The sequence below is a fragment of the Bifidobacterium sp. M3-N-101 genome (genome assembly GCF_023656805.1).
In the GTDB taxonomy this organism is placed as follows: Bacteria; Actinomycetota; Actinomycetes; order Actinomycetales; family Bifidobacteriaceae; genus Bifidobacterium; species Bifidobacterium breve.
In genome coordinates, this window is the sequence record NZ_JAMOKQ010000005.1 from 179,537 (window position 1) to 196,866 (window position 17,330).

The following is a 17,330-nucleotide window of genomic DNA, read 5'->3' on the forward strand; positions in this document are numbered from 1 at the left end:
CAATGAAGGCCGTATATGCGTCTGCCGTCAATCATGATGACCCGTTATCCGTGCTGGCGGTGGGAGACCAGCCCGAGCCGCAGAGCCGGCCATTCTGGTCGACCGTCTCGGTACGTGCCGTAACCGTGAATCATCATGATGTCTGGTCTCTGCAGGGCGTGGGGTTGTCGGCCGAACAGACGCCGATGATCCTGGGCACCGATGCCGTGGGCATTCTGGACGAGGACATTCCCGGCAAGCATGGGCTGAAGGCCGGTAGAGAGGTAGTGCTGTACACGTTCGTCGGTACTGATGGTGCCGGTGTGGCTCCGGGGGAGCGTCGCACGATTCTTTCGGAGAAGTATCCCGGTACCATGGCCGAGAAAACCGCCGTACCTTCCGCCAATGTGTTTGCCAAGCCGTCCAATCTCACCGAGATTGAGGCTGCGGCATTGGGCACCAGCTGGCTGACCGCATATTCATTGCTGTTCGACGCGGCCGGTGTGAAGCCTGGCGACTCCGTGCTGATTCAAGGCGCCGGCGGCGGCGTATCCACCGCGGCGATTCAGCTTGCGCAGGCAGCCGGCCTTGAGGTGTTCGTCACCTCACGTGAAGCGGACAAGCGAGCCAAGGCGTTGAAGCTCGGCGCTCATGCCGCATTTGAGATTGGTGCCCGCCTGCCCAGCAAGGTGGACGCGGTGATTGAATCTGTAGGAGCGGCCACATGGAGTCATTCGATGAAATCCGTACGACCAGGCGGCACCATTGCCATCTGCGGCGCTACCACTGGAGATCAGCCCGGCGCTGAGCTGACCCGTTTGTTCTTCCAGGACATCCGCGTGCAGGGCAGCACCATGGGTTCGCGTGAGGATTTTGCTCGTTTGCTGCGCTTTGTGGAACGTGCCAATCTGCATCCGGCGATTGATTCCGTATTCTCCGGTCTGGATGCCGCTCCTGAGGCTTTTGCCAAGATGATAGAAGGCAATGTGTTCGGCAAAATCGCCATTGAGCTGTAAGGCATGTCGAAGTAAGCGCCCGGGCGTACAGTGGACGTATTCTCAATAACTAGGGAGTAAATGATAATGGCAAATGAATCCAAGCCTGAAGTCGCGGTGGTCATGGGATCTTCCAGCGACTGGGAGACTATGAAGCGCGCCTGCGATATTCTCGATCAGTTTGGCGTCGCCTACCACAAGCAGGTCATCTCCGCACACCGCACGCCTGAGCTCATGGCCGAGTTCGCGCATAATGCTCGTGCCAACGGTCTCAAGGTCATCATCGCCGGTGCAGGCGGCGCTGCCCACTTGCCGGGCATGATTGCCGCCCAGACCACGCTGCCCGTAATCGGCGTGCCCGTGCGTTCCCATGCGCTCTCCGGCTGGGATTCACTGCTGTCCATCGTGCAGATGCCCGGCGGCATTCCGGTGGCCACCACTGCCGTCGGCAACTCCGGCGCCACCAACGCTGGTCTGCTCGCCGTGCAGATGCTCTCCGCCTTCGAGCCGGAGCTGGCAGCCAAGCTTGAGGATTACCGTAACGAACTGAAGGAAAAGGTGGCCGAATCCAATGCCCAGCTTGTCTGAGGAAACCGGCGGCCGCGTCTCCATGCTGATGCCGGGCTCGACCATCGGCATCATCGGAGGTGGTCAGCTCGGTCGCATGATGGCTTTATCCGCCCGTTATATGGGATTCCGCGTTGGCGTGCTCGATCCAACGCCAAACTGCCCAACCGGTCAGGTGGCCGATTTCCAGATCACCGCCGAATACGACGACAAGACCGCCATCCATGATTTGGCCGTGCAGTCCGACGTGCTCACCTACGAGTTCGAGAATGTGGATGCCGACGCCATCGATGAGGTGCGCGGCATCACCGCCACCCCGCAGGGCACCGATTTGCTGCGCGTCACCCAGCACCGTGTGCACGAGAAGCAGTTCATTAACGATCACGGCACCGCCACCGCACCGTGGTGCGCCGTCAACAACTTCGATGAGCTTGACGCCGCCTTGGATGAGATTCATTACCCGGCCGTGTTGAAGACCGTGTCCGGCGGCTACGACGGCCACGGTCAGCTCGTGCTGCGTTCCGACGCCGACTTGGAGAAGATCCGCTCCCGTTCCGACCGTGGTGGCGGCTTCCCGCCGAGCATCCTGGAAGGCTTCGTCGACTTCGCATTCGAGGCTTCGATCCTGGTCTCCGGCAACGGCAAGGACTTCGTCACCTTCCCCATCGTGCGTAACGAGCACCGCAACAACATCCTGCACATGACCATCGCCCCCGCCGAAGTGTCCGAACATGTGGCCCGCGAAGCGCATGAACTGGCGATTCGCTTGGCCAAGGGCTTCGAACTGGCTGGCACGCTGGCCATCGAACTGTTCATCACCAAGGACGATCAGGTCATCGTCAACGAGCTCGCCCCGCGCCCGCACAACTCCGGCCACTACACCATCGAGGCCTGCTCGATGGACCAGTTCGACGCCCACATCCGCGGCATCGCCGGCTGGCCCATGCCCAAGCCCAAGCTGCTCTCGCCGGCCGTGATGGTCAACGTACTCGGCCAGCATGTGGAGCCGACGCGCGCGCTGATCGCCACCCACCCGGAGTGGAATGTGCACGACTACGGCAAGGCCGAGGTGCGCCACGACCGCAAGATGGGCCACATCACCGTGCTCACCGACAACTCTGATGCCACGGTTGCTGACCTTGAGGCCACCGGCTGCTGGGACGACCTGAAAAAGAAGGCGTGACCTTATCGATGGTTGAACATATCGAACGCCAGACCAAGCAGAAGGACGCGATTCGCGCCGCCTTGGCCGACTGTGAGGAGTTCATCTCCGCTCAGGACCTGCACCGCAGGCTGGAGGACGAAGGCTCGAAAATCGGCTTGGCCACCGTGTACCGCCAGCTCAACGCCTTGGCCGATGCCGGTGCCGCCGACACGATCCGCCTGGACGGCCAGCAGCTGTTCCGCCTATGCGGCGACGACGGACATCACCACCACTTGGTGTGCAAGCGGTGCGGCAAAACCGTGGAAATCGACCCGCCCAGCGAGGCTTGGCTGCGCAAAGTGGCCGACGGCCACGGCTTCACCGTCGAATCCCACACCCTGGAGGTCTTCGGACTATGCCCTGATTGCCAAAAGGAGCAGAAAGCGCAGAAGGCTCAGAAAGCAGTGAGCGAATAATTGAATGGGATCGGCTTCAAAGCCGATCCCATTTGTTATTCCGCTGCTATTCCACCGACTTCAGGGCGCTGAGCATGTCGACCGTCTTCAACCGCCGGTAGACCAGCACGCCGAGTCCGCCGAGCACCTTGATGGTCGGCAGTTCGCGGATACGTTCGGAGACGTTGAGATTCGTCAGATTGTAGAGGATCACCACGGCCAGCAGCTCAGCCGCGAGAATCAGCACTTCCATGATCTGATCCGGCAAGTCGACGATTGTGGCCACCTGTTTCTTCGAAGTCGTGTTCTGCACAATGCCCTTCGCGCCGTCCAATTTTATGAGCTTGGCGCTACGCGACTCCACATTGGAGGTCTCATGGTTCTTGAGCCTCACCATATAGGCGTTCGACTGGTACTGTTCGCCGAACACGTGCTTATAGCCACCCGAAGTCATGAACATGAAATGCCCGATATGCATTTCGGTGATGCCGTCCACGCGCACCTTGCGCTCGGTGCCGCTCGAATCGGTGACGGTAATCGTGTCGCCTACCTTGGCGTCCATCATCTCCGCCATACGTTCGGAGATGATCGCACCACGGTCGGTGAGCACCTGCGGCTTGTGCCCGGTGCGCGAACGCAGGGTGATGTAGTCGCCGAAATTGTAGGTGTCATCAGTGGCGATCAGGGTAATCGACTGTTTGTCGTTCTCCGTGCCGGCCACTTTCGACATCTCCTCGTAGTAGATCGGCGCGGACTCGGAGACGGCCCCGCCCTTCATCGCCTTGGCCACTTCGGCGCGCTGCGAATAATGTTTTCGTCAGCTTTGGTCAGGCCATAATCGCTGATGACGGTTATGTCAGCGAGATTGTTCTGATTAAAGAAGTCGGTGCCGGTTATTTGCATGTCCGGGCCGGTGACGAACAGGCCTACGAGCGCAAAGGAGCCAAGCGTCATCAGGCTCACGATGGAGGCGAATCGACCCTTGGATTTGGCCATGGTGACGCGGATGTCTTTCCATAGCATGCGCTTATGGAATGACCCGTTGCGTCGGCGGTTGCGCTTGGCCTTGTGCGCGTGGGGCGTTCTGCCGGGCGCGGTATAGGAGTCGTTTGCTGAATTTGCGGCGGAATCGGCTGCGGAGTCGGTCGCGGGCGTAAGGTTGGTCGTTTCGGTGAAATCGTTGAGATCGGTCATACTGCTTACCACTCCAGATCCTTGATATCCATCGGGTGCTCGTTCACTTCGATCGATTTGACGCGCGCGTCATGCATGTGGATCACGCGGTCGGCAATCGGCGCGATGGCGGAATTGTGCGTCACAATGACCACGGTCGCACCCTTCTTACGGCTCTGATCCTGCAGAATCTGCAGCACCTGCTTGCCGGTGTTGTAGTCCAGAGCGCCAGTCGGCTCGTCGCACAGCAGAATCTTCGGGTTCGTGGCCACCGCTCGGGCGATGGCCACGAACCGCTGTCCGCCGCCCGAAAGCTGCGCGGGGAAGTTGTTGATACGGTCCTGAAGCCCCACGTCGATAAGCGCTTGGGTCGGTTCCTGCGCGTCTTTCATGATTTCGGAGGCGAGCTCCACGTTCTCCTTGGCCGTGAGGTTGGCCACCAGATTGTAGAACTGGAACACGAAGCCGAGGCGTTGCGCTATGTCAAGCGTGAGTATGCGTTCTTCGACGCACTGTCCCGTTCGGGCAACGATATGCAGATGTATGACCGGGTCAAGGATGTGTTGAAGCAGATGCTGCTTGGGCAGGCGGCCCGTGTGGGTGCCGAGCTGAGCTACAGCGGCATTCCGCACGACTATGCGCTGGAAATTCTGGTCTCCGCCGTCTCATCGATTATCTGGCTATGAATCCGGCGCGGCTGCAAGGAGGCACCCGAGCAAATCTGCGCCATCATCGAGAAAAACAAAACCACCGCGCCCGTATACATCATACGGTAAGCGCGGTGGTTCGTGTCGGAATTTGGCCCCCTCCCTGAGAGGGGTCAATCCGCAGGAGAAATCGGAAACCTAAAACTCAGACAGCCAGCTCGGCCTTGAGTTCCTTGAGGTCGGCCAGGATCTCATCGTGGCACTTCTCGTTGGTGTCGAAGGCAAGGTGGCAGAAGGCGCACTCGTGGCCTTCGCGGTTCTCGTTGCAAGCGTGCAGGCAAGCCTTGCCCCCGTACTCTTCGGTGTGGTTGTGCTCGCAGCCGGTGTCGTCGCAGCAGTCGCCGGTGAAGCAGCAGCCGCAGCGGCCACAGGCGGCCACGCCGTGCTCGTGCTTGGTGGCGTCGAACTTGGCCAGCGTGTCCTTGCAGACGGCGAAGGTGCCCTCTTCGGTAACGATCTCGTAAGCATGCTCATCGATGGTCTTGATAGTCATTGTTGTTCCTTTCAGCGTTTGTTCGTCTGCGACTGTAGGGCGGCAGACGGCAGCGGCGAAAGTTGGTGAAAGTGATTATCAGGCCCATTGCTGCTATTAAGAGCAATGAGACCTCATGCAGTTTTGTGTCGGTAACGGGCCGATTGTTGGCCGAGTGTCGACGCCTGGTATAGGTGGTGGCGGTACCAATCCAAATATTGGTGGAACGACGACGATGAGCGTGTCTGGCGTCGGTGCTGCGCCAGGCGTTGGCAATCTAACGATGCGAGTGGAGCTTATATCGTCGCTATTGCGCCAAGGATTGGAAGGGCACCGATGCTGAAGGCCAGTAGCGTCGGGACTGCGCCATTATTTGTTCGAGCGCCGACGGCCAGTATCGTCTGGCGTCGTCAGTGGTCCATCCTTTGGTGAGGTGCCGACGCTGAGAGGCGGTTCGATGGCATGCTTCGCCGCACACCTGGGGCACAGGTCGAAAATCTCCAGTTCGTGGGCGATGGTCTGGTACTTCAACTGCTTGGCGGCTTTGTCGATCCACTGCTCAAGTCCGGGAATCTCGATTTCGATGGTCCGCCCGCATTCGTGGCATACGATGTGATGGTGGTGATGCTGGTCCGAGCACTCGCGGTAGAGGGCCTCGCCGTTGACGTGGATTACGTCGAGCTCGCCTTGGGAGGCCATCATCTGCACATTGCGGTAGGCGGTGGCCGTGCCGATGCGCGTGCCGCGCTCGCAGGATGTCGGTGATTTCCTGGGCCGTGGCGAATCGGGATAGTTCCGCCAGGACCTGGGTGATGAGGAGTCGGGGTCGCGTCACGCGCCGAGTGGTCGCGGTTTGCTCGATGCTCATGACGTTATGCCCCTTTCCGTTAACAAATGATATTCATTATCGTTATTAAAGCAAATCAGATGCCCGGCATGTTGTCACATGATTTGAATCAACTGGCAGAAATCCCGCGTTTCAACGAGGCCTGCGCGGGATTTCTGCCAGTTTTGAGCCCTATAAAGGCAGAGCCCCCGCGTACCTTTCGTTGTAACGCGGGATTTCTGCCGATATGGGGCGAGTCATGGCGCAGCGCAGTGCTTTCCATTTCGGGAGACGCGTCATTTACTGCCAGTAGAAGTAGCCGGTCGGGGCGGCTGCGGCTTTGCTGGCCGACCGGACCTGCAGTATCAGGCCTTGGCGCTCGTGGCCGGCGGAGCCGTAGGCGCCCTGCTTGATGACGGCGTCGACGGTGACCCAGTCGTGATTGTGCGGGGTGCCGGCCTTGCCGGAGCTGGCTATGAACCCGAATGGGGTCATGTCGAGAATGCAGCAGGACATGAACTGGCGGGACAGCTCGAACTCGTCCGCGTCGAACGTACGCGACTTGCTCACAAACCCGGTGACCTGCACATGGTAACCGACGTAACGCTGCGGATTATGGTCGATCTGCTCGAACCATGAGCCGAATTCGTCGTCGCTGATGGTCAGGGTCTTGTTCGCCGTGTCGAGTCCGTGCAGCTGCGAGGAGCCATCAGGCTTGTGCGAGCTGCGGGGAATGACGATAGCGCGGCCACCGGCGTACTCGTCGAAGCCGCCGCTGCCGCTGCTGGGCTGGAACGGCACGGCGATCAGCAGCGCCGGAATAATCAAGGCGATCAGGAACCGTAAAACCGAACGCTCCGTGGCATGGAACAGTCCGAGCCATGCTGCGGTCGCCAGCACGAACAGCAGTACCGCACCGATGATGAGATACGGCAGCGAACGCGGCGTGGTCAGCGTGGTGTATGATCCGCCCACCGCTGCATAGGCGATGGCCGCGCCCAGCGCCGCGAAACACAGCGCCTCCACGCGGTCGGGGAGTGCGACTTTGCGTTTCATGGCTACGCTCCCATCACCAGATGGGCGGCAATCGCGGCGAGGAAGCAGGCCGCCGCCACGGTCGCGATGAACCGGATGATGAACCGTGGCCGGCATTCCGTGGCCAGCATCAGCGTGTTCTTGAGGTCGAGCATCGGGCCGAAGACCAGGAAGGCAAGCATGGCGGAGACCGGCAGCGCGCCAATCATGCTGGCGGCGATCACCGCATCGGACGTAGAGCACAGCGAACACAGGAACGCCAGTCCCATCGCCGCCAGAATCAGTACGATGGCACCAGCGTCATCGAGCGTGCTTGAACCGTTGGTCAACGACGACAATGCGGTGCGCATGATGGAGGCAATGATCGTGCCGAACAGCAGAATCGGCATCATCCGCATAAAGTCGTCATGTGTATGCCGAATGAAATGCGTGAACCGCTCCAATCCACGCCCCGTGCCCCGCCGGCGGGGCTGTCGACAAAGCCCGACTGGGGGGTGGCTCTCAGGCGAATCACCCGTCGCCCCTGCACAATCCTCGCAAACCAACGACCGCCCAATCGTCAGCGGCCTCTCACGTACCGCAGGGGAGCGGGGCGGCCACACCGCGAACGACACCCCCGCGACTATCGCCACTACCATGCCCAACCCCGCGCGGGCCGCCACCATTCCTGGTTTGTCGGTGAATGCGAACCATGTGGACCATATCGCCATCGGATTCATCACCGGCACTGCGCACAGAAACGTCACCGCACACGGCAGCGGCAGGCGTTTGCGCATCAGATTCGCGAACGTAGGCACCACCATGCAATCGCACACCGGTAGGCACAGACCGGCCACCAATGCCGCGGCCAGTCCGCCGGCCAACGATTTCGGTATGTGGCGGGTCAGAAAATCGGCGCTGACGAACGTGCTGACCGCGGCCGACATCATCGCGCCCAGCAGCATGAACGGAATCGCCTGCAGGATAAGCCCCGCGGCACCGGTGCCGATACGCACCAGCGGAACCGGAAACCCACGCGACTCGAGCATCGCGGAAGCCGCAATCAGGAACGCCACCAGCGGCGTGCCGATAATCAGAAACAGATAGTTCGCCGAATGGTCCTGTTGCGCGGTGTTCACCTGTTCCGTGCGCTGCATGCGAGGTTCTTTCATGCGAATATCACCTGCCATATCGCCGTCATATTAGCACCGTACGCATGATAGTGGTCGAGATAATATGCGAGTTCCCCGCATACCGATGGTACACATCGATATGCGGGGAACTTTGCACATGGTTGCCTGGGCCGATGGCGAATCAGTGGGCCAGCATCTCGGTGGCCACTTCCTCCTTGCTCATGGATGCCGGGTAATACGTGGGCCAGTTGTCCATTTCCTTGAGGGTTTCTTCCTGTCGTTGAAGTGACGTTGCACGGTGGCGGCGGTGGCAGAACCGGCCCCGGCCTTGTCCGCGTAGACGGCGTTGATGGCTTCGGCGGCCTTCAGCACGGCTTCCGGGCTGAACCACAGGTGCGGGTTCGTAGCACCATGGTGGTGATGGCGGCCTTCTTCGCCCTCGGCGTGGTCGTGGGAATGCTCGTGCTCGTCGGTGGCGGTGACGCCCATGAGGCCGCCCACGTTCACGATGGTCTGGCGTTTCTTGTCAAGCTGCGCCTTTTCCGCCCAGCCGTCGTAGCCGGCGCCGTTGGGCACCACGATGTCTGCCTTGGCGAGCTTGGCCAGATCGGATGCGGTGGCCTCATAAAACGGCGGTTCGCCCCGGCAGGTGACGGCATACGGAAGGAAATGGGAGAAAGAACGTACGCCGCCGGCCTGTGGAGCGGACCGTCGAGTTGTTGTTACGAGACTTGATGGATTGCGGAATCCACGATGTTGGTTATGGCTTCATATACCCCTTTCGTACGGCTGCGGCCAGATTCTGCGGAACCTGAACCACTTCGCCTTCAGGCGTTCTGGCCGTGGCCAGCTGAGGCACCTTGGCCTTCCAGTTGGCTCGGCGCGAATGCGTGTTTGCTCGGGACGCCTTGTACTTGGGCAGTGCCATCAGCCTTGCCTCGCCTTCCAGTGGGGGTTCTTCTTGTTGATTACATACAGATGGCCGCGCCGGCGGACGACATAGGAGCCATCCTTGCGGGCCAATGAGCGGACCGATGCCTTGACCTTCATGTCCGTTCCTTTCTTCTTGTCTTACGGTCTTTGCGGAATGTGCGGCGAATCACTTGCGCCCGTAACGAGCGTTGAACTTCTGCACCTGACCGGCGGCGTCGATCACCACATTCTTGCCGGTGTAGAACGGGTGGCTGTAGCTGGACACCTCCACATTGACGAGCGGGTAGGTGTTGCCGTCCTCCCAGTCGATGGTCGGCAGGTTTACGGCCTTGGCCACCAGTGTGGACTTGGTGAGGAAGTACTTGTCGGCGGAGCGGTCATAGAAGACCACGGGGCCGTATTCGGGGTGGATGCCCTCTTGCATGGTTATGGACCTTTGGTTGTGTGGTGTTGTGTGGTGATATGGATGAGAATGGCGTCGGACGCGCGGGTGGAATCCGGTGAATTGAGATGGCCTGAGACGGCCTGACGGCCGGTTGTGCCGGCCCGATCACCAGCTGGATTTCACCACGCCGGGCAGTTTGCCCTTGTGTGCCTTCTCGCGCAGATTGATACGTGACAGGCCGAACTTGCGGTTGTAGGCGCGCGGGCGGCCGTCGATGGAATCGCGGTTGCGCAGACGGGTGGGGCTGGCGTCGCGGGGGAGGGCCTGCAGCTTGCGCATCGCCTCGGCGCGTTCTTCGGCGGTCAGATGAGGGTTGACGCTGTCGCGCTTGTATTCGGCGCGGCGTTCGGCATACTTGGCGACCATGCGTTCGCGCTGCAATTGTCGGTTGATCTTACTGGTTTTGGCCATGTCCGGCTCCTTGATAAGGCTCCGGGGCGCGGGAATCGCGCCGGCCGGAGCTGGGACGAGTGCATTCGTTCATTGGGCGCATGCCGCAAGGTTCGGAAGATGAGTTCATGAAATGGTGATAGAGGAAACCGCCGGAATGCCAACAAGGAAACGATTTCGGCGGGTGCTTAAGCCTCTTCCTCGCCTCGCGACTGGTGTCCAATGAACGAACAGATGGATTAGCGGGTCTCTCGGAAGAGCACCCGTTTGCGGACTACCGGATCGAACTTGGTGAGCTCAAGACGGTCCGGCGTATTACGACGATTCTTGGTGGTGGTGTAGGTGAATCCGGTGCCGGCCGTGGACTTCAGGGTGATGACCGGGCGGATTGCGGAGGATTTGCTTGCCATGAGTGGTGCTTTCTATGTGTGGGTGTCACGCTGTTATGTCACGTATGTCGCGTACGTCGCGGTGCCATGTGGGTGATGCAGCTCGTTAGCGCGGTTTGTTGCGCGGTTACGCGCCGGCACAGTGGCGGGCCTACTGACTGCCCGAGCATGGGGGTGATGCCGTGGCCGGTTCAGTTGACGTTCTGATCGCGGCGGATGCGGGCGATCGCCGCCTCGATGCCGATGCGGTCGATGGTCTTGATGCCCTTGGCGCTCACGGTAAGCGTGACGTGCCGCTGCAAGGACGGCACCCAGTACCGCTTGGACTGCAGGTTCGGGGCGAAGGTTCGGCGTGTTTTCCTGTGCGAGTGGGAGACGCGGTTGCCGACCCCGGCGCGTGTTCCCAGAATTTGACATGTTTTGGACATGCCTGCAACTATATCATAATGATAACCATTATCAAATCAGAAAGGCTGTCATGATTCATCCGGCATTGCAATCACAGGGAAACGCGGAGGGGCGCACGCCCGTGGTGCTGCTCACCGGCGCCGACCGCCTGAGCCTGGACTCCGTGGCGTTCTCGTTGGTCGATTCCTTCCCGTCCGTATGCTCGATTGCTTATGACGTGCGCCCGAACGAAGCCGTGGAATCCGGTCTCGATATCGTGCGCAACGTCGCGAAGCCCCAGGCAAGCGGGGTGGTGTTCGGCGAGTCCGATTCGTTCGGGCTCGAGGGGTGCTGCATGAGCTGCGCGGTCAAACATGACCTTGAACGGACGCTCGGATCGCTGCAAGGTCGGGCCGGCGCGTTTCTGGTCTCGCTGCCTGTGGGCCTTGAGGCCACGCCGGTCGCGCAGTATCTGGCCGATTCCTTCCGTCTCAACGAGTGGGGTGAGTCGATGTTCGTGGGTGCGGTGGCCAATGCCGTAGGCCTTGACGAATTCGAAGAGCGATTCTTTGACGACGACCGTTTGTGCCTGTACGGCATGGGCGAGGAGAACGGCGTCTATGACGAGCGTTCGACCGGCGTAGTGGTCTCCCGCCTGATCCGTGAGGCCTCGTGCGTGCTCGAATTGCCGGTCATTGGTGCCGGTTGCCTGGCACGCCATTTGGGTACAGACGGGGAGTGCGCCTGCCGCGACATCATCCGTGCAATCGCCTTGCGTGATGCGCTGGTCTGTGAGGATGCCCACACCGTGGGGCTCGTCGACCTGGTGCAGGCGTCGGTCTGTGCCGCGATGCCGTTGTGACATGTGCGGCAAACGGCAGAACCCCCCGCGTCCGAACGAAGGTGGCGCGGGATTTCTGTCGTTTCCGAGGCTTTAAATGGCAGAACCCCCGCGCGGGTATCGTTCGGACGCGGGGATACTGCCGTTTCGTCTGCCGAAAACGGCGGGATCCCGCGTTGCCGTCGTCGGGGCGCGGGATTTCCGCCGGCAGCGCGGGTGTGCGCGTGCAACACGCCGATATAAATGCAAATGATAATAATTCTCAATACATGTTATTCTGTCGTGTGGGTGGCCGAGCGATGATGCAGCAACAGCAACATCGCCCAGCCAAACAGCTGAATTAGAGAGGAAAATCCAATCATGTCCATCATGTCCAACGCCAAGCGCGCGCTCGCCATCGCGGCCGCCTCGGCGACCCTGTTCTCGATGGCCGCCTGCGGTTCCAGCAATGCCGCCGGCAGCAAGTCCGATTCCAGCAGCGCCGCGTCTTCCGGCAAGATCGAGGTCGTCGCCTCCATCAACCAGTGGGGTTCCGTGGCCAAGGACCTCGGCGGTAGCAACGTCGAAGTCACCAACATCATGACCAAGACCAACGTCGAAGCACATGATTACGAACCCACCAGCCAGGATGTCGCCAAGTTTGGCACCGCCAAGGTTGCCGTGGTCAACGGAGCCGACTACGACCCGTGGGCCACCAAGGCCGCGCAGTCCACCAAGGCCACGCTGGTCACCGCCGCCGAAACCGCCGGCATCAAGGAAGGCGACAACCCGCACGTCTGGTTCTCCGCCAAGGTGCGCTCCAACACCGCGGACGCCATCACCGCCGCCTACCAGAAGGCCGATCCGAGCCACAAGGACGACTACGCCAAGTTCAACAAGGACTGGCATGCCAAGGAAGACCAGCTCGAATCCAAGATCAAGGACACTTCCTCCAAGACCGAGAACCTGCCCTACGCCGCCACTGAATCCGTGGCTTGGTACTTGGCCGACGACCTCAAGATGACCGACGCCACTCCGAAGGGCTACGCCCAGGCCTCCGCCAACGAGAGCGAGCCGACCCCGGCTGACATCAAGGACTTCCAGGACACGCTGAAGGTCGGCTCCATCAAGATGCTGGTCTTCAACAGCCAGGAAGCCAACTCCACCACCGACCAGATCACCGGCGTCGCCAAGGATGCCAACGTGCCGATCGTGGAGCTCACCGAGCAGATGCCAAAGCAGTACACCAACCTGCTTGACTGGATGAGCGCACTGGTCGACCAGTTCGCCGCCGCTGTGAAGTAGCCCAAACCGCATATGTTGCCGTATATGCATGCAGGTCAACTCGATAATGGGGTGTCTGAAAGGATCGTGTGGGGATACACCTTAAGGTAATTCGATTGGCCTGATATCACGCGGCAATAGATGCGATATCAGGGAAGGCTCCTTATCAATCAGGGTGTTTCGGGGATACCCCGAGGCACCCTTTGCGTTAGGGTAAATAGTTAGGAAACAGTAAGAAAAACAGTGGAACTATGGATTTTCCAAGGTTCGGCGGCAACAATATGCCCTTGAACAGTCACATACGGAAACAGGCGAATGAGCGAAAACACTAGCAGTATCACCACAGTGAAACCCCGTTTCAAGCTTTGGTCCAAGCGGACCGAGGCTGACGAAGTCACGCCCAAGCGCACGTACAAGCCTTTCCCCAGCTGGGTATACGGCGTGCTGTTCGTTATTTTTGACATCATTGTCGTGGCCGCGCTCGAAGTGGGCGTCTCCTCCAGCTCCACCCGCGTGCAGCTATCCAGCCCCACGGTCGGATTCGGCTTTGTAAGCAAGATGTGGACCGATGGCAACTTCGTATTCGTGCTCAACATACTGCTTGTGGCGCTGCTGTACCTCATGCTGCTTATGTTGTTCAACCGGTTCTGGACCGCCAGCATCGTGATTCTTGGCGTCGGCATCATTGTGGCCGCCATCGAACACTTCAAAATCGAGATTCGCTATGAGGCCATCTTGCCGGCCGACCTCGGTTTCCTCGGCTCGAACACCGGCAATATGCTGACGTTCATCCCGGCTGGAGCGCATGTAACGATTCTTGTGGCACTCGGCGCGTTCGCCGTACTGCTTGCCGCGATTCTGGTGATGCGGCACTTTGACGGGCGCAAAGGCCGCATGATTCGTACGGACAATTTGAGCTTGAATCTCACCTCCCGACTGATTTTGCTGCTGCTGCCGGTTCTGATATTCGCACTGTATTGCATTCAGGTGAGCACCACCGACTCCGTGGCCAACAAGTTTTCTCGTACCATGGGTGACATTCCGTCCATGTGGGATTCCGTATATGACGCGCAGCGCAACGGTCCGCTGGTGGCGTTCACCCGCCAGCTCAACCCGAAAATCATGGACAAGCCAAGTGACTATTCCGAGGAGACCATGAAGAAGGTTGCGGCCCGGTATCAGCAGGAAGCCGAAACCATCAACGCTTCCCGTACCAACAACCTCAATGATTCCACCGTGGTGTACGTGCTTTCCGAATCCTTCTCCGACCCGTCGCGTGTGCCAGGGCTGAAAGTCAACAAGGATTCAATGCCCAACATCCGCAAAATCAAGGCAAGCACCACTTCCGGTCTGATGCTCTCCTCCGGCTACGGCGGTGGTACGGCCAACCTGGAATACATGGGATTGTCCGGCCTGAGCATGGCCAACTTCGATTCCTCGCTATCCAGCCCATACCAGCAGCTGGTGCCCAGCCAGCATTGGACCCCCACCATCAATCAGCTGTGGGGTGCGCCCGCCAACTCGCTTGGTTACCATCCGTATGAGTCCAGCATGTACTCGCGAGCCACGAACTACAAGAAGTTTGGCTTCTCGCACTTCTACACATTGACCGGACCGGACGTGATCAAGTATCAGGACAAGATCGACGAGTCGCCGTACGTTTCTGATAAGTCATCTTATGATTCCGCTTTGGAAGGCATCAAGGACGGTTCTGCGAGCAAGTTCATCCAGATCATCACCATGCAGAACCACATGCCCTACCACGAATGGTATGAGAACAACGACTACACCGCCGAATCCACCACTGGTACGCCGCTGGGCGACGACGAGCAGCAGTCAATCGAGACCTACCAGAAGGGCGTAGAGATTACCGATCAGGCCACGCAGGAGTTCTTGGACGAGCTGGATGCACTCGATAAGCCCGTCACCGTGGTGTTCTACGGTGACCACTTGCCCGGCATCTATTCTTCCGCCAGCGGGGATGAAAACAACTCCCTGGCGCTGCATTTGACCGACTACTTCATCTGGTCGAACAAGGCCTCAAGCACCCAAGGTAACAAGGCCAGCGATGCGGCCTACTCGTCGCCGAACTTCTTCGTGGCGCAGGCTGCCGAACATATGGACGCCGAGGTGAGCCCGTATCTGGCATTCCTGACCGAAATGCATGCCAAGATTGCCGCCATGGAACCGCCCGTGGTCAACAAGATTCAGGGATGGGATCGTATTCCCGAAGGCCAGAACATCTATCTCGATCAAAACGGCAACCCGATGTCCGAGGATGATTTTGACGCCGAAACCAAGCAGCTGCTTGCCGACTACAAACTCATCCAATACGACATCACCGCCGGCAAAAACTATCTGAAAGATACTGATTTTATGACGCTGCCGTAAAGCAGACGGCCTAGTAGGCTGTCTGTAGGCAGCGTGCGAGCCGACAGGCGAGCCAGCAAGGCGCGGGTACAGCCCGTCTGAAATTGCAGTAGCACTGCCGTAAAGTAAGGGGGCTTCCATGACGAACGAGACTTTCGAACAACTTAAAGTTGCCTACGAATCCGGTCTCACGCGGCCGCTGGCATGGCGACGTGCACAGTTGAACGCATTGCGCCGTCTGGTTATGGAGAACCGTGATGCTTTCATCTCCTCGGCCATGGCCGACTTGGGCAAGCCCGCGGCTGAAACAGTGCTTATGGAACTGAACCTGGTGGCTGGCGAGGCGCAGTTTGTACGCAATCGTCTGGGCCTGTGGACTGCCCGGCATCCCAAGGCGATGCATTGGATGCTGCAGCCTGCCGCCGGATGGACGATCGCCGAGCCCAAAGGCGTGGTGCTTATCATCTCACCGTGGAATTATCCGGTATTGCTGGCTTTGGAGCCGATGGCCGACGCGCTCGCCGCAGGCAATGCCGTCTGTCTGAAGCCGTCCGAGCTCTCACCGAATACATCCAAACTGCTTGCTGAACTCGTGCCGCAATACCTCGATGCCGAGGCGGTGCATGTGGTTGAAGGTGGACCTAAGGAAACCGGTGATCTGCTGAAGAATCCGTTCGACCATATCTTCTATACCGGTGGCGGGCGCGTCGGCAAAATCGTGATGAGGGCGGCGGCCGAGAACCTGACGCCGGTCACTTTGGAACTTGGCGGCAAGTCGCCATGTTTTGTGGATCGTACTGCGGACATCAACGTGGCTGCACGCCGCATTGTGTGGGGCAAATTCACCAATGCCGGGCAGACCTGCGTGGCGCCTGACTATGTGCTTGCCACGCCGGATGTGGCTGAAGCGTTGGCCAAACGTATTGCCGTGGCAGTCACCGAGTTCTATGGCAAGAACCCACAGGATTCGCCGAACTTTGGCCGTATCATCAACGAACGGCACTTTGACAGACTCTGCAAGCTGCTGCCGGTCGGTACCGTGCCCTCTGATGAGTCGAGCTCTCCGCTGATTCAGGTGGCGTCTGCGGTTGGTGCTGCGGTGGACATGGTCGGGAAACGCATTAATGCCGCTGCGTCTGGAAATACGGCAGCTGAGGCCCGTCCTGATACCGCTGAGACCGGTATTGTTGCGGTGCCTGGCGTGGTGGATCCGGCCGGCCGTGTGATGTGCGGTGGTAAGGTCGACCGGGCTGCTCGCTACGTTGCTCCTACCGTGCTGTACGGCACGCAGCCGGATGCGCCGGTGATGGGGGAGGAGATTTTCGGCCCGATTCTACCGATCGTGGTGGTCGAAGATGCCGAGGCTGCAATTCGTTTCATCAATCGGCGATCTCGCCCGTTGGCAGCATATGTGTTTTCGCACGACCATGAAGTGCGGCTTGCCTTCGAGCGCCAGACCAGTTCCGGTGCTCTTGGATACTCATTGCCGCTGGGCCATCTGCTTTCCAGCCGACTGCCGTTCGGTGGTGTGGGCGGTTCCGGTATCGGTGCGTATCACGGCAAAGCGGGCTTCCGCACGTTCAGTCACATCAAAACCGTGGTCAGCAAGCCGCAGTTCCCCGACACCCTACGGTTGGTATATCCGCCATTCAACGAGGCCAAAGCCAAGCTGATGGATCTCATCTCAAAGCTGAGTTGAATGATGATGTTTTCGGTGAAATTTTCTGCTATTCACCGATGGTTACTCTGATACGGCGAATGTTTGCTGTCCCGGTAGTTGGGTTAATCGATTAACTTCCGTGCTGGGACAAATATCGCTGTCCCGGTAGCGGATTTTGGCCAATTAT

At 59.4% G+C, this 17,330-nt stretch carries 22 protein-coding genes and 2 pseudogenes; 9 read left to right on the forward strand and 15 right to left on the reverse strand.

Going from position 1 to position 17,330, the window contains the following annotated elements; all coding sequences use genetic code 11:
• Positions 1-2: 2 nt before the first annotated feature.
• From NBH12_RS05365 to NBH12_RS05380, 4 genes are all read left to right on the forward strand, one after another.
• Positions 3-995 carry a zinc-binding dehydrogenase gene (locus NBH12_RS05365; RefSeq protein WP_003828576.1) on the forward strand — a complete coding sequence of 331 codons (993 nt, stop codon included), beginning with the start codon at positions 3-5 and terminating at the stop codon, positions 993-995.
• Between the two features lie 66 nt (positions 996-1,061).
• The gene (purE, locus tag NBH12_RS05370) at positions 1,062-1,562 is read left to right on the forward strand and encodes a 5-(carboxyamino)imidazole ribonucleotide mutase (RefSeq protein ID WP_250819251.1); all 501 of its coding nucleotides are present in this window, start codon (positions 1,062-1,064) and stop codon (positions 1,560-1,562) included.
• Positions 1,546-2,724, forward strand: coding sequence for a 5-(carboxyamino)imidazole ribonucleotide synthase (gene purK / locus NBH12_RS05375; protein ID WP_106629865.1), 1,179 nt, complete (start codon positions 1,546-1,548; stop codon positions 2,722-2,724). Before purE ends, purK begins: the two co-directional genes overlap by 17 nt.
• Positions 2,725-2,732: 8 nt before the next feature.
• Positions 2,733-3,161: a Fur family transcriptional regulator gene (locus NBH12_RS05380; protein WP_003828581.1), complete on the forward strand. Its 429-nt coding sequence runs from the start codon at positions 2,733-2,735 to the stop codon at positions 3,159-3,161.
• 46 nt (positions 3,162-3,207) lie between these two features.
• Here NBH12_RS05380 and NBH12_RS05385 read toward each other — a convergent pair whose 3' ends face one another.
• From NBH12_RS05385 to NBH12_RS05395, 3 genes and pseudogenes are all read right to left on the reverse strand, one after another.
• Positions 3,208-3,930, reverse strand: a complete 723-nt coding sequence (locus tag NBH12_RS05385) for an ABC transporter permease (protein ID WP_232782068.1) — start codon at positions 3,928-3,930, stop codon at positions 3,208-3,210.
• Positions 3,915-4,334, reverse strand: coding sequence for a hypothetical protein (locus NBH12_RS05390; RefSeq protein WP_025299627.1), 420 nt, complete (start codon positions 4,332-4,334; stop codon positions 3,915-3,917). Before NBH12_RS05390 ends, NBH12_RS05385 begins: the two co-directional genes overlap by 16 nt.
• A gap of 5 nt (positions 4,335-4,339) precedes the next feature.
• A pseudogene (locus tag NBH12_RS05395) lies at positions 4,340-4,783 on the reverse strand (ABC transporter ATP-binding protein); the annotation flags it as partial.
• Between the two features lie 3 nt (positions 4,784-4,786).
• Here NBH12_RS05395 and NBH12_RS05400 point away from each other — a divergent pair.
• A complete protein-coding gene (locus tag NBH12_RS05400; RefSeq protein ID WP_232782090.1) occupies positions 4,787-4,999 on the forward strand; it encodes a transcriptional regulator in 213 nt (70 codons plus the stop codon).
• A gap of 166 nt (positions 5,000-5,165) precedes the next feature.
• On the opposite strand, the gene NBH12_RS05405 is transcribed toward NBH12_RS05400, so the two are convergent.
• The 12 genes and pseudogenes from NBH12_RS05405 to rpmB all read right to left on the reverse strand — a co-directional run bounded on the left by NBH12_RS05405 (position 5,166) and on the right by rpmB (position 11,050).
• Positions 5,166-5,513, reverse strand: coding sequence for a lectin-C (locus NBH12_RS05405; protein ID WP_198554016.1), 348 nt, complete (start codon positions 5,511-5,513; stop codon positions 5,166-5,168).
• A gap of 348 nt (positions 5,514-5,861) precedes the next feature.
• Positions 5,862-6,194: a transcriptional repressor gene (locus tag NBH12_RS05410; protein ID WP_332850534.1), complete on the reverse strand. Its 333-nt coding sequence runs from the start codon at positions 6,192-6,194 to the stop codon at positions 5,862-5,864.
• A 424-nt stretch (positions 6,195-6,618) separates the two neighbouring features.
• Positions 6,619-7,374: a TIGR03943 family putative permease subunit gene (locus tag NBH12_RS05415; protein ID WP_016462346.1), complete on the reverse strand. Its 756-nt coding sequence runs from the start codon at positions 7,372-7,374 to the stop codon at positions 6,619-6,621.
• 2 nt (positions 7,375-7,376) lie between these two features.
• Positions 7,377-8,522 carry a permease gene (locus NBH12_RS05420; protein WP_014484024.1) on the reverse strand — a complete coding sequence of 382 codons (1,146 nt, stop codon included), beginning with the start codon at positions 8,520-8,522 and terminating at the stop codon, positions 7,377-7,379.
• Between the two features lie 124 nt (positions 8,523-8,646).
• Positions 8,647-8,706: pseudogene (locus NBH12_RS11135) on the reverse strand (hypothetical protein); the annotation flags it as partial.
• The gene (locus tag NBH12_RS11140; protein WP_019727902.1) at positions 8,685-9,044 is read right to left on the reverse strand and encodes a metal ABC transporter solute-binding protein, Zn/Mn family; all 360 of its coding nucleotides are present in this window, start codon (positions 9,042-9,044) and stop codon (positions 8,685-8,687) included. The gene NBH12_RS11140 and the pseudogene NBH12_RS11135, both read right to left, overlap by 22 nt.
• 181 nt (positions 9,045-9,225) lie before the next feature.
• Positions 9,226-9,393, reverse strand: coding sequence for a 50S ribosomal protein L32 (gene rpmF, locus NBH12_RS05430; RefSeq protein ID WP_014484023.1), 168 nt, complete (start codon positions 9,391-9,393; stop codon positions 9,226-9,228).
• Positions 9,393-9,515: a 50S ribosomal protein L36 gene (rpmJ, locus tag NBH12_RS05435; protein ID WP_012578244.1), complete on the reverse strand. Its 123-nt coding sequence runs from the start codon at positions 9,513-9,515 to the stop codon at positions 9,393-9,395. Before rpmJ ends, rpmF begins: the two co-directional genes overlap by 1 nt.
• Before the next feature lie 49 nt (positions 9,516-9,564).
• A complete protein-coding gene (locus NBH12_RS05440; protein WP_012578243.1) occupies positions 9,565-9,822 on the reverse strand; it encodes a type B 50S ribosomal protein L31 in 258 nt (85 codons plus the stop codon).
• Positions 9,823-9,948: 126 nt separating this feature from the next.
• Complete coding sequence (rpsN, locus tag NBH12_RS05445) at positions 9,949-10,254, reverse strand: 30S ribosomal protein S14 (RefSeq protein ID WP_012578242.1); 306 nt, start codon at positions 10,252-10,254, stop codon at positions 9,949-9,951.
• A gap of 218 nt (positions 10,255-10,472) precedes the next feature.
• A complete protein-coding gene (gene rpmG / locus NBH12_RS05450; protein WP_012578241.1) occupies positions 10,473-10,643 on the reverse strand; it encodes a 50S ribosomal protein L33 in 171 nt (56 codons plus the stop codon).
• A 170-nt stretch (positions 10,644-10,813) separates the two neighbouring features.
• Positions 10,814-11,050: a 50S ribosomal protein L28 gene (rpmB, locus tag NBH12_RS05455; RefSeq protein ID WP_012578240.1), complete on the reverse strand. Its 237-nt coding sequence runs from the start codon at positions 11,048-11,050 to the stop codon at positions 10,814-10,816.
• Positions 11,051-11,100: 50 nt separating this feature from the next.
• On the opposite strand from rpmB, the gene NBH12_RS05460 reads away from it, so the two are divergent.
• The 4 genes from NBH12_RS05460 to NBH12_RS05475 all read left to right on the forward strand — a co-directional run bounded on the left by NBH12_RS05460 (position 11,101) and on the right by NBH12_RS05475 (position 17,182).
• Entirely contained in the window at positions 11,101-11,871 is a 771-nt protein-coding gene (locus NBH12_RS05460) for a hypothetical protein (protein ID WP_014484022.1), read from the forward strand.
• Positions 11,872-12,210: 339 nt separating this feature from the next.
• The gene (locus tag NBH12_RS05465) at positions 12,211-13,134 is read left to right on the forward strand and encodes a metal ABC transporter solute-binding protein (RefSeq protein WP_052822485.1); all 924 of its coding nucleotides are present in this window, start codon (positions 12,211-12,213) and stop codon (positions 13,132-13,134) included.
• Between the two features lie 294 nt (positions 13,135-13,428).
• On the forward strand, positions 13,429-15,504 hold the full coding sequence (locus NBH12_RS05470; protein WP_250819252.1) for an LTA synthase family protein: 2,076 nt from the start codon (positions 13,429-13,431) through the stop codon (positions 15,502-15,504).
• Between the two features lie 118 nt (positions 15,505-15,622).
• Entirely contained in the window at positions 15,623-17,182 is a 1,560-nt protein-coding gene (locus tag NBH12_RS05475; protein WP_250819253.1) for an aldehyde dehydrogenase family protein, read from the forward strand.
• Positions 17,183-17,330 lie beyond the last annotated feature (148 nt).

Coding starts and splice junctions, on each gene's coding strand:
- NBH12_RS05365 (WP_003828576.1), top strand. CDS start 3: ATGAAGGCCGTATATGCGTCTGCCGTCAATCATGATGACCCGTTATCC.
- purE (WP_250819251.1), top strand. CDS start 1,062: ATGGCAAATGAATCCAAGCCTGAAGTCGCGGTGGTCATGGGATCTTCC.
- purK (WP_106629865.1), top strand. CDS start 1,546: ATGCCCAGCTTGTCTGAGGAAACCGGCGGCCGCGTCTCCATGCTGATG.
- NBH12_RS05380 (WP_003828581.1), top strand. CDS start 2,733: ATGGTTGAACATATCGAACGCCAGACCAAGCAGAAGGACGCGATTCGC.
- NBH12_RS05390 (WP_025299627.1), bottom strand. CDS start 4,334: ATGACCGATCTCAACGATTTCACCGAAACGACCAACCTTACGCCCGCG.
- NBH12_RS05405 (WP_198554016.1), bottom strand. CDS start 5,513: ATGACTATCAAGACCATCGATGAGCATGCTTACGAGATCGTTACCGAA.
- NBH12_RS05410 (WP_332850534.1), bottom strand. CDS start 6,194: ATGATGGCCTCCCAAGGCGAGCTCGACGTAATCCACGTCAACGGCGAG.
- NBH12_RS05415 (WP_016462346.1), bottom strand. CDS start 7,374: ATGAAACGCAAAGTCGCACTCCCCGACCGCGTGGAGGCGCTGTGTTTC.
- NBH12_RS05420 (WP_014484024.1), bottom strand. CDS start 8,522: ATGGCAGGTGATATTCGCATGAAAGAACCTCGCATGCAGCGCACGGAA.
- rpmF (WP_014484023.1), bottom strand. CDS start 9,393: ATGGCACTGCCCAAGTACAAGGCGTCCCGAGCAAACACGCATTCGCGC.
- rpmJ (WP_012578244.1), bottom strand. CDS start 9,515: ATGAAGGTCAAGGCATCGGTCCGCTCATTGGCCCGCAAGGATGGCTCC.
- NBH12_RS05440 (WP_012578243.1), bottom strand. CDS start 9,822: ATGCAAGAGGGCATCCACCCCGAATACGGCCCCGTGGTCTTCTATGAC.
- rpsN (WP_012578242.1), bottom strand. CDS start 10,254: ATGGCCAAAACCAGTAAGATCAACCGACAATTGCAGCGCGAACGCATG.
- rpmG (WP_012578241.1), bottom strand. CDS start 10,643: ATGGCAAGCAAATCCTCCGCAATCCGCCCGGTCATCACCCTGAAGTCC.
- rpmB (WP_012578240.1), bottom strand. CDS start 11,050: ATGTCCAAAACATGTCAAATTCTGGGAACACGCGCCGGGGTCGGCAAC.
- NBH12_RS05460 (WP_014484022.1), top strand. CDS start 11,101: ATGATTCATCCGGCATTGCAATCACAGGGAAACGCGGAGGGGCGCACG.
- NBH12_RS05465 (WP_052822485.1), top strand. CDS start 12,211: ATGTCCATCATGTCCAACGCCAAGCGCGCGCTCGCCATCGCGGCCGCC.
- NBH12_RS05470 (WP_250819252.1), top strand. CDS start 13,429: ATGAGCGAAAACACTAGCAGTATCACCACAGTGAAACCCCGTTTCAAG.
- NBH12_RS05475 (WP_250819253.1), top strand. CDS start 15,623: ATGACGAACGAGACTTTCGAACAACTTAAAGTTGCCTACGAATCCGGT.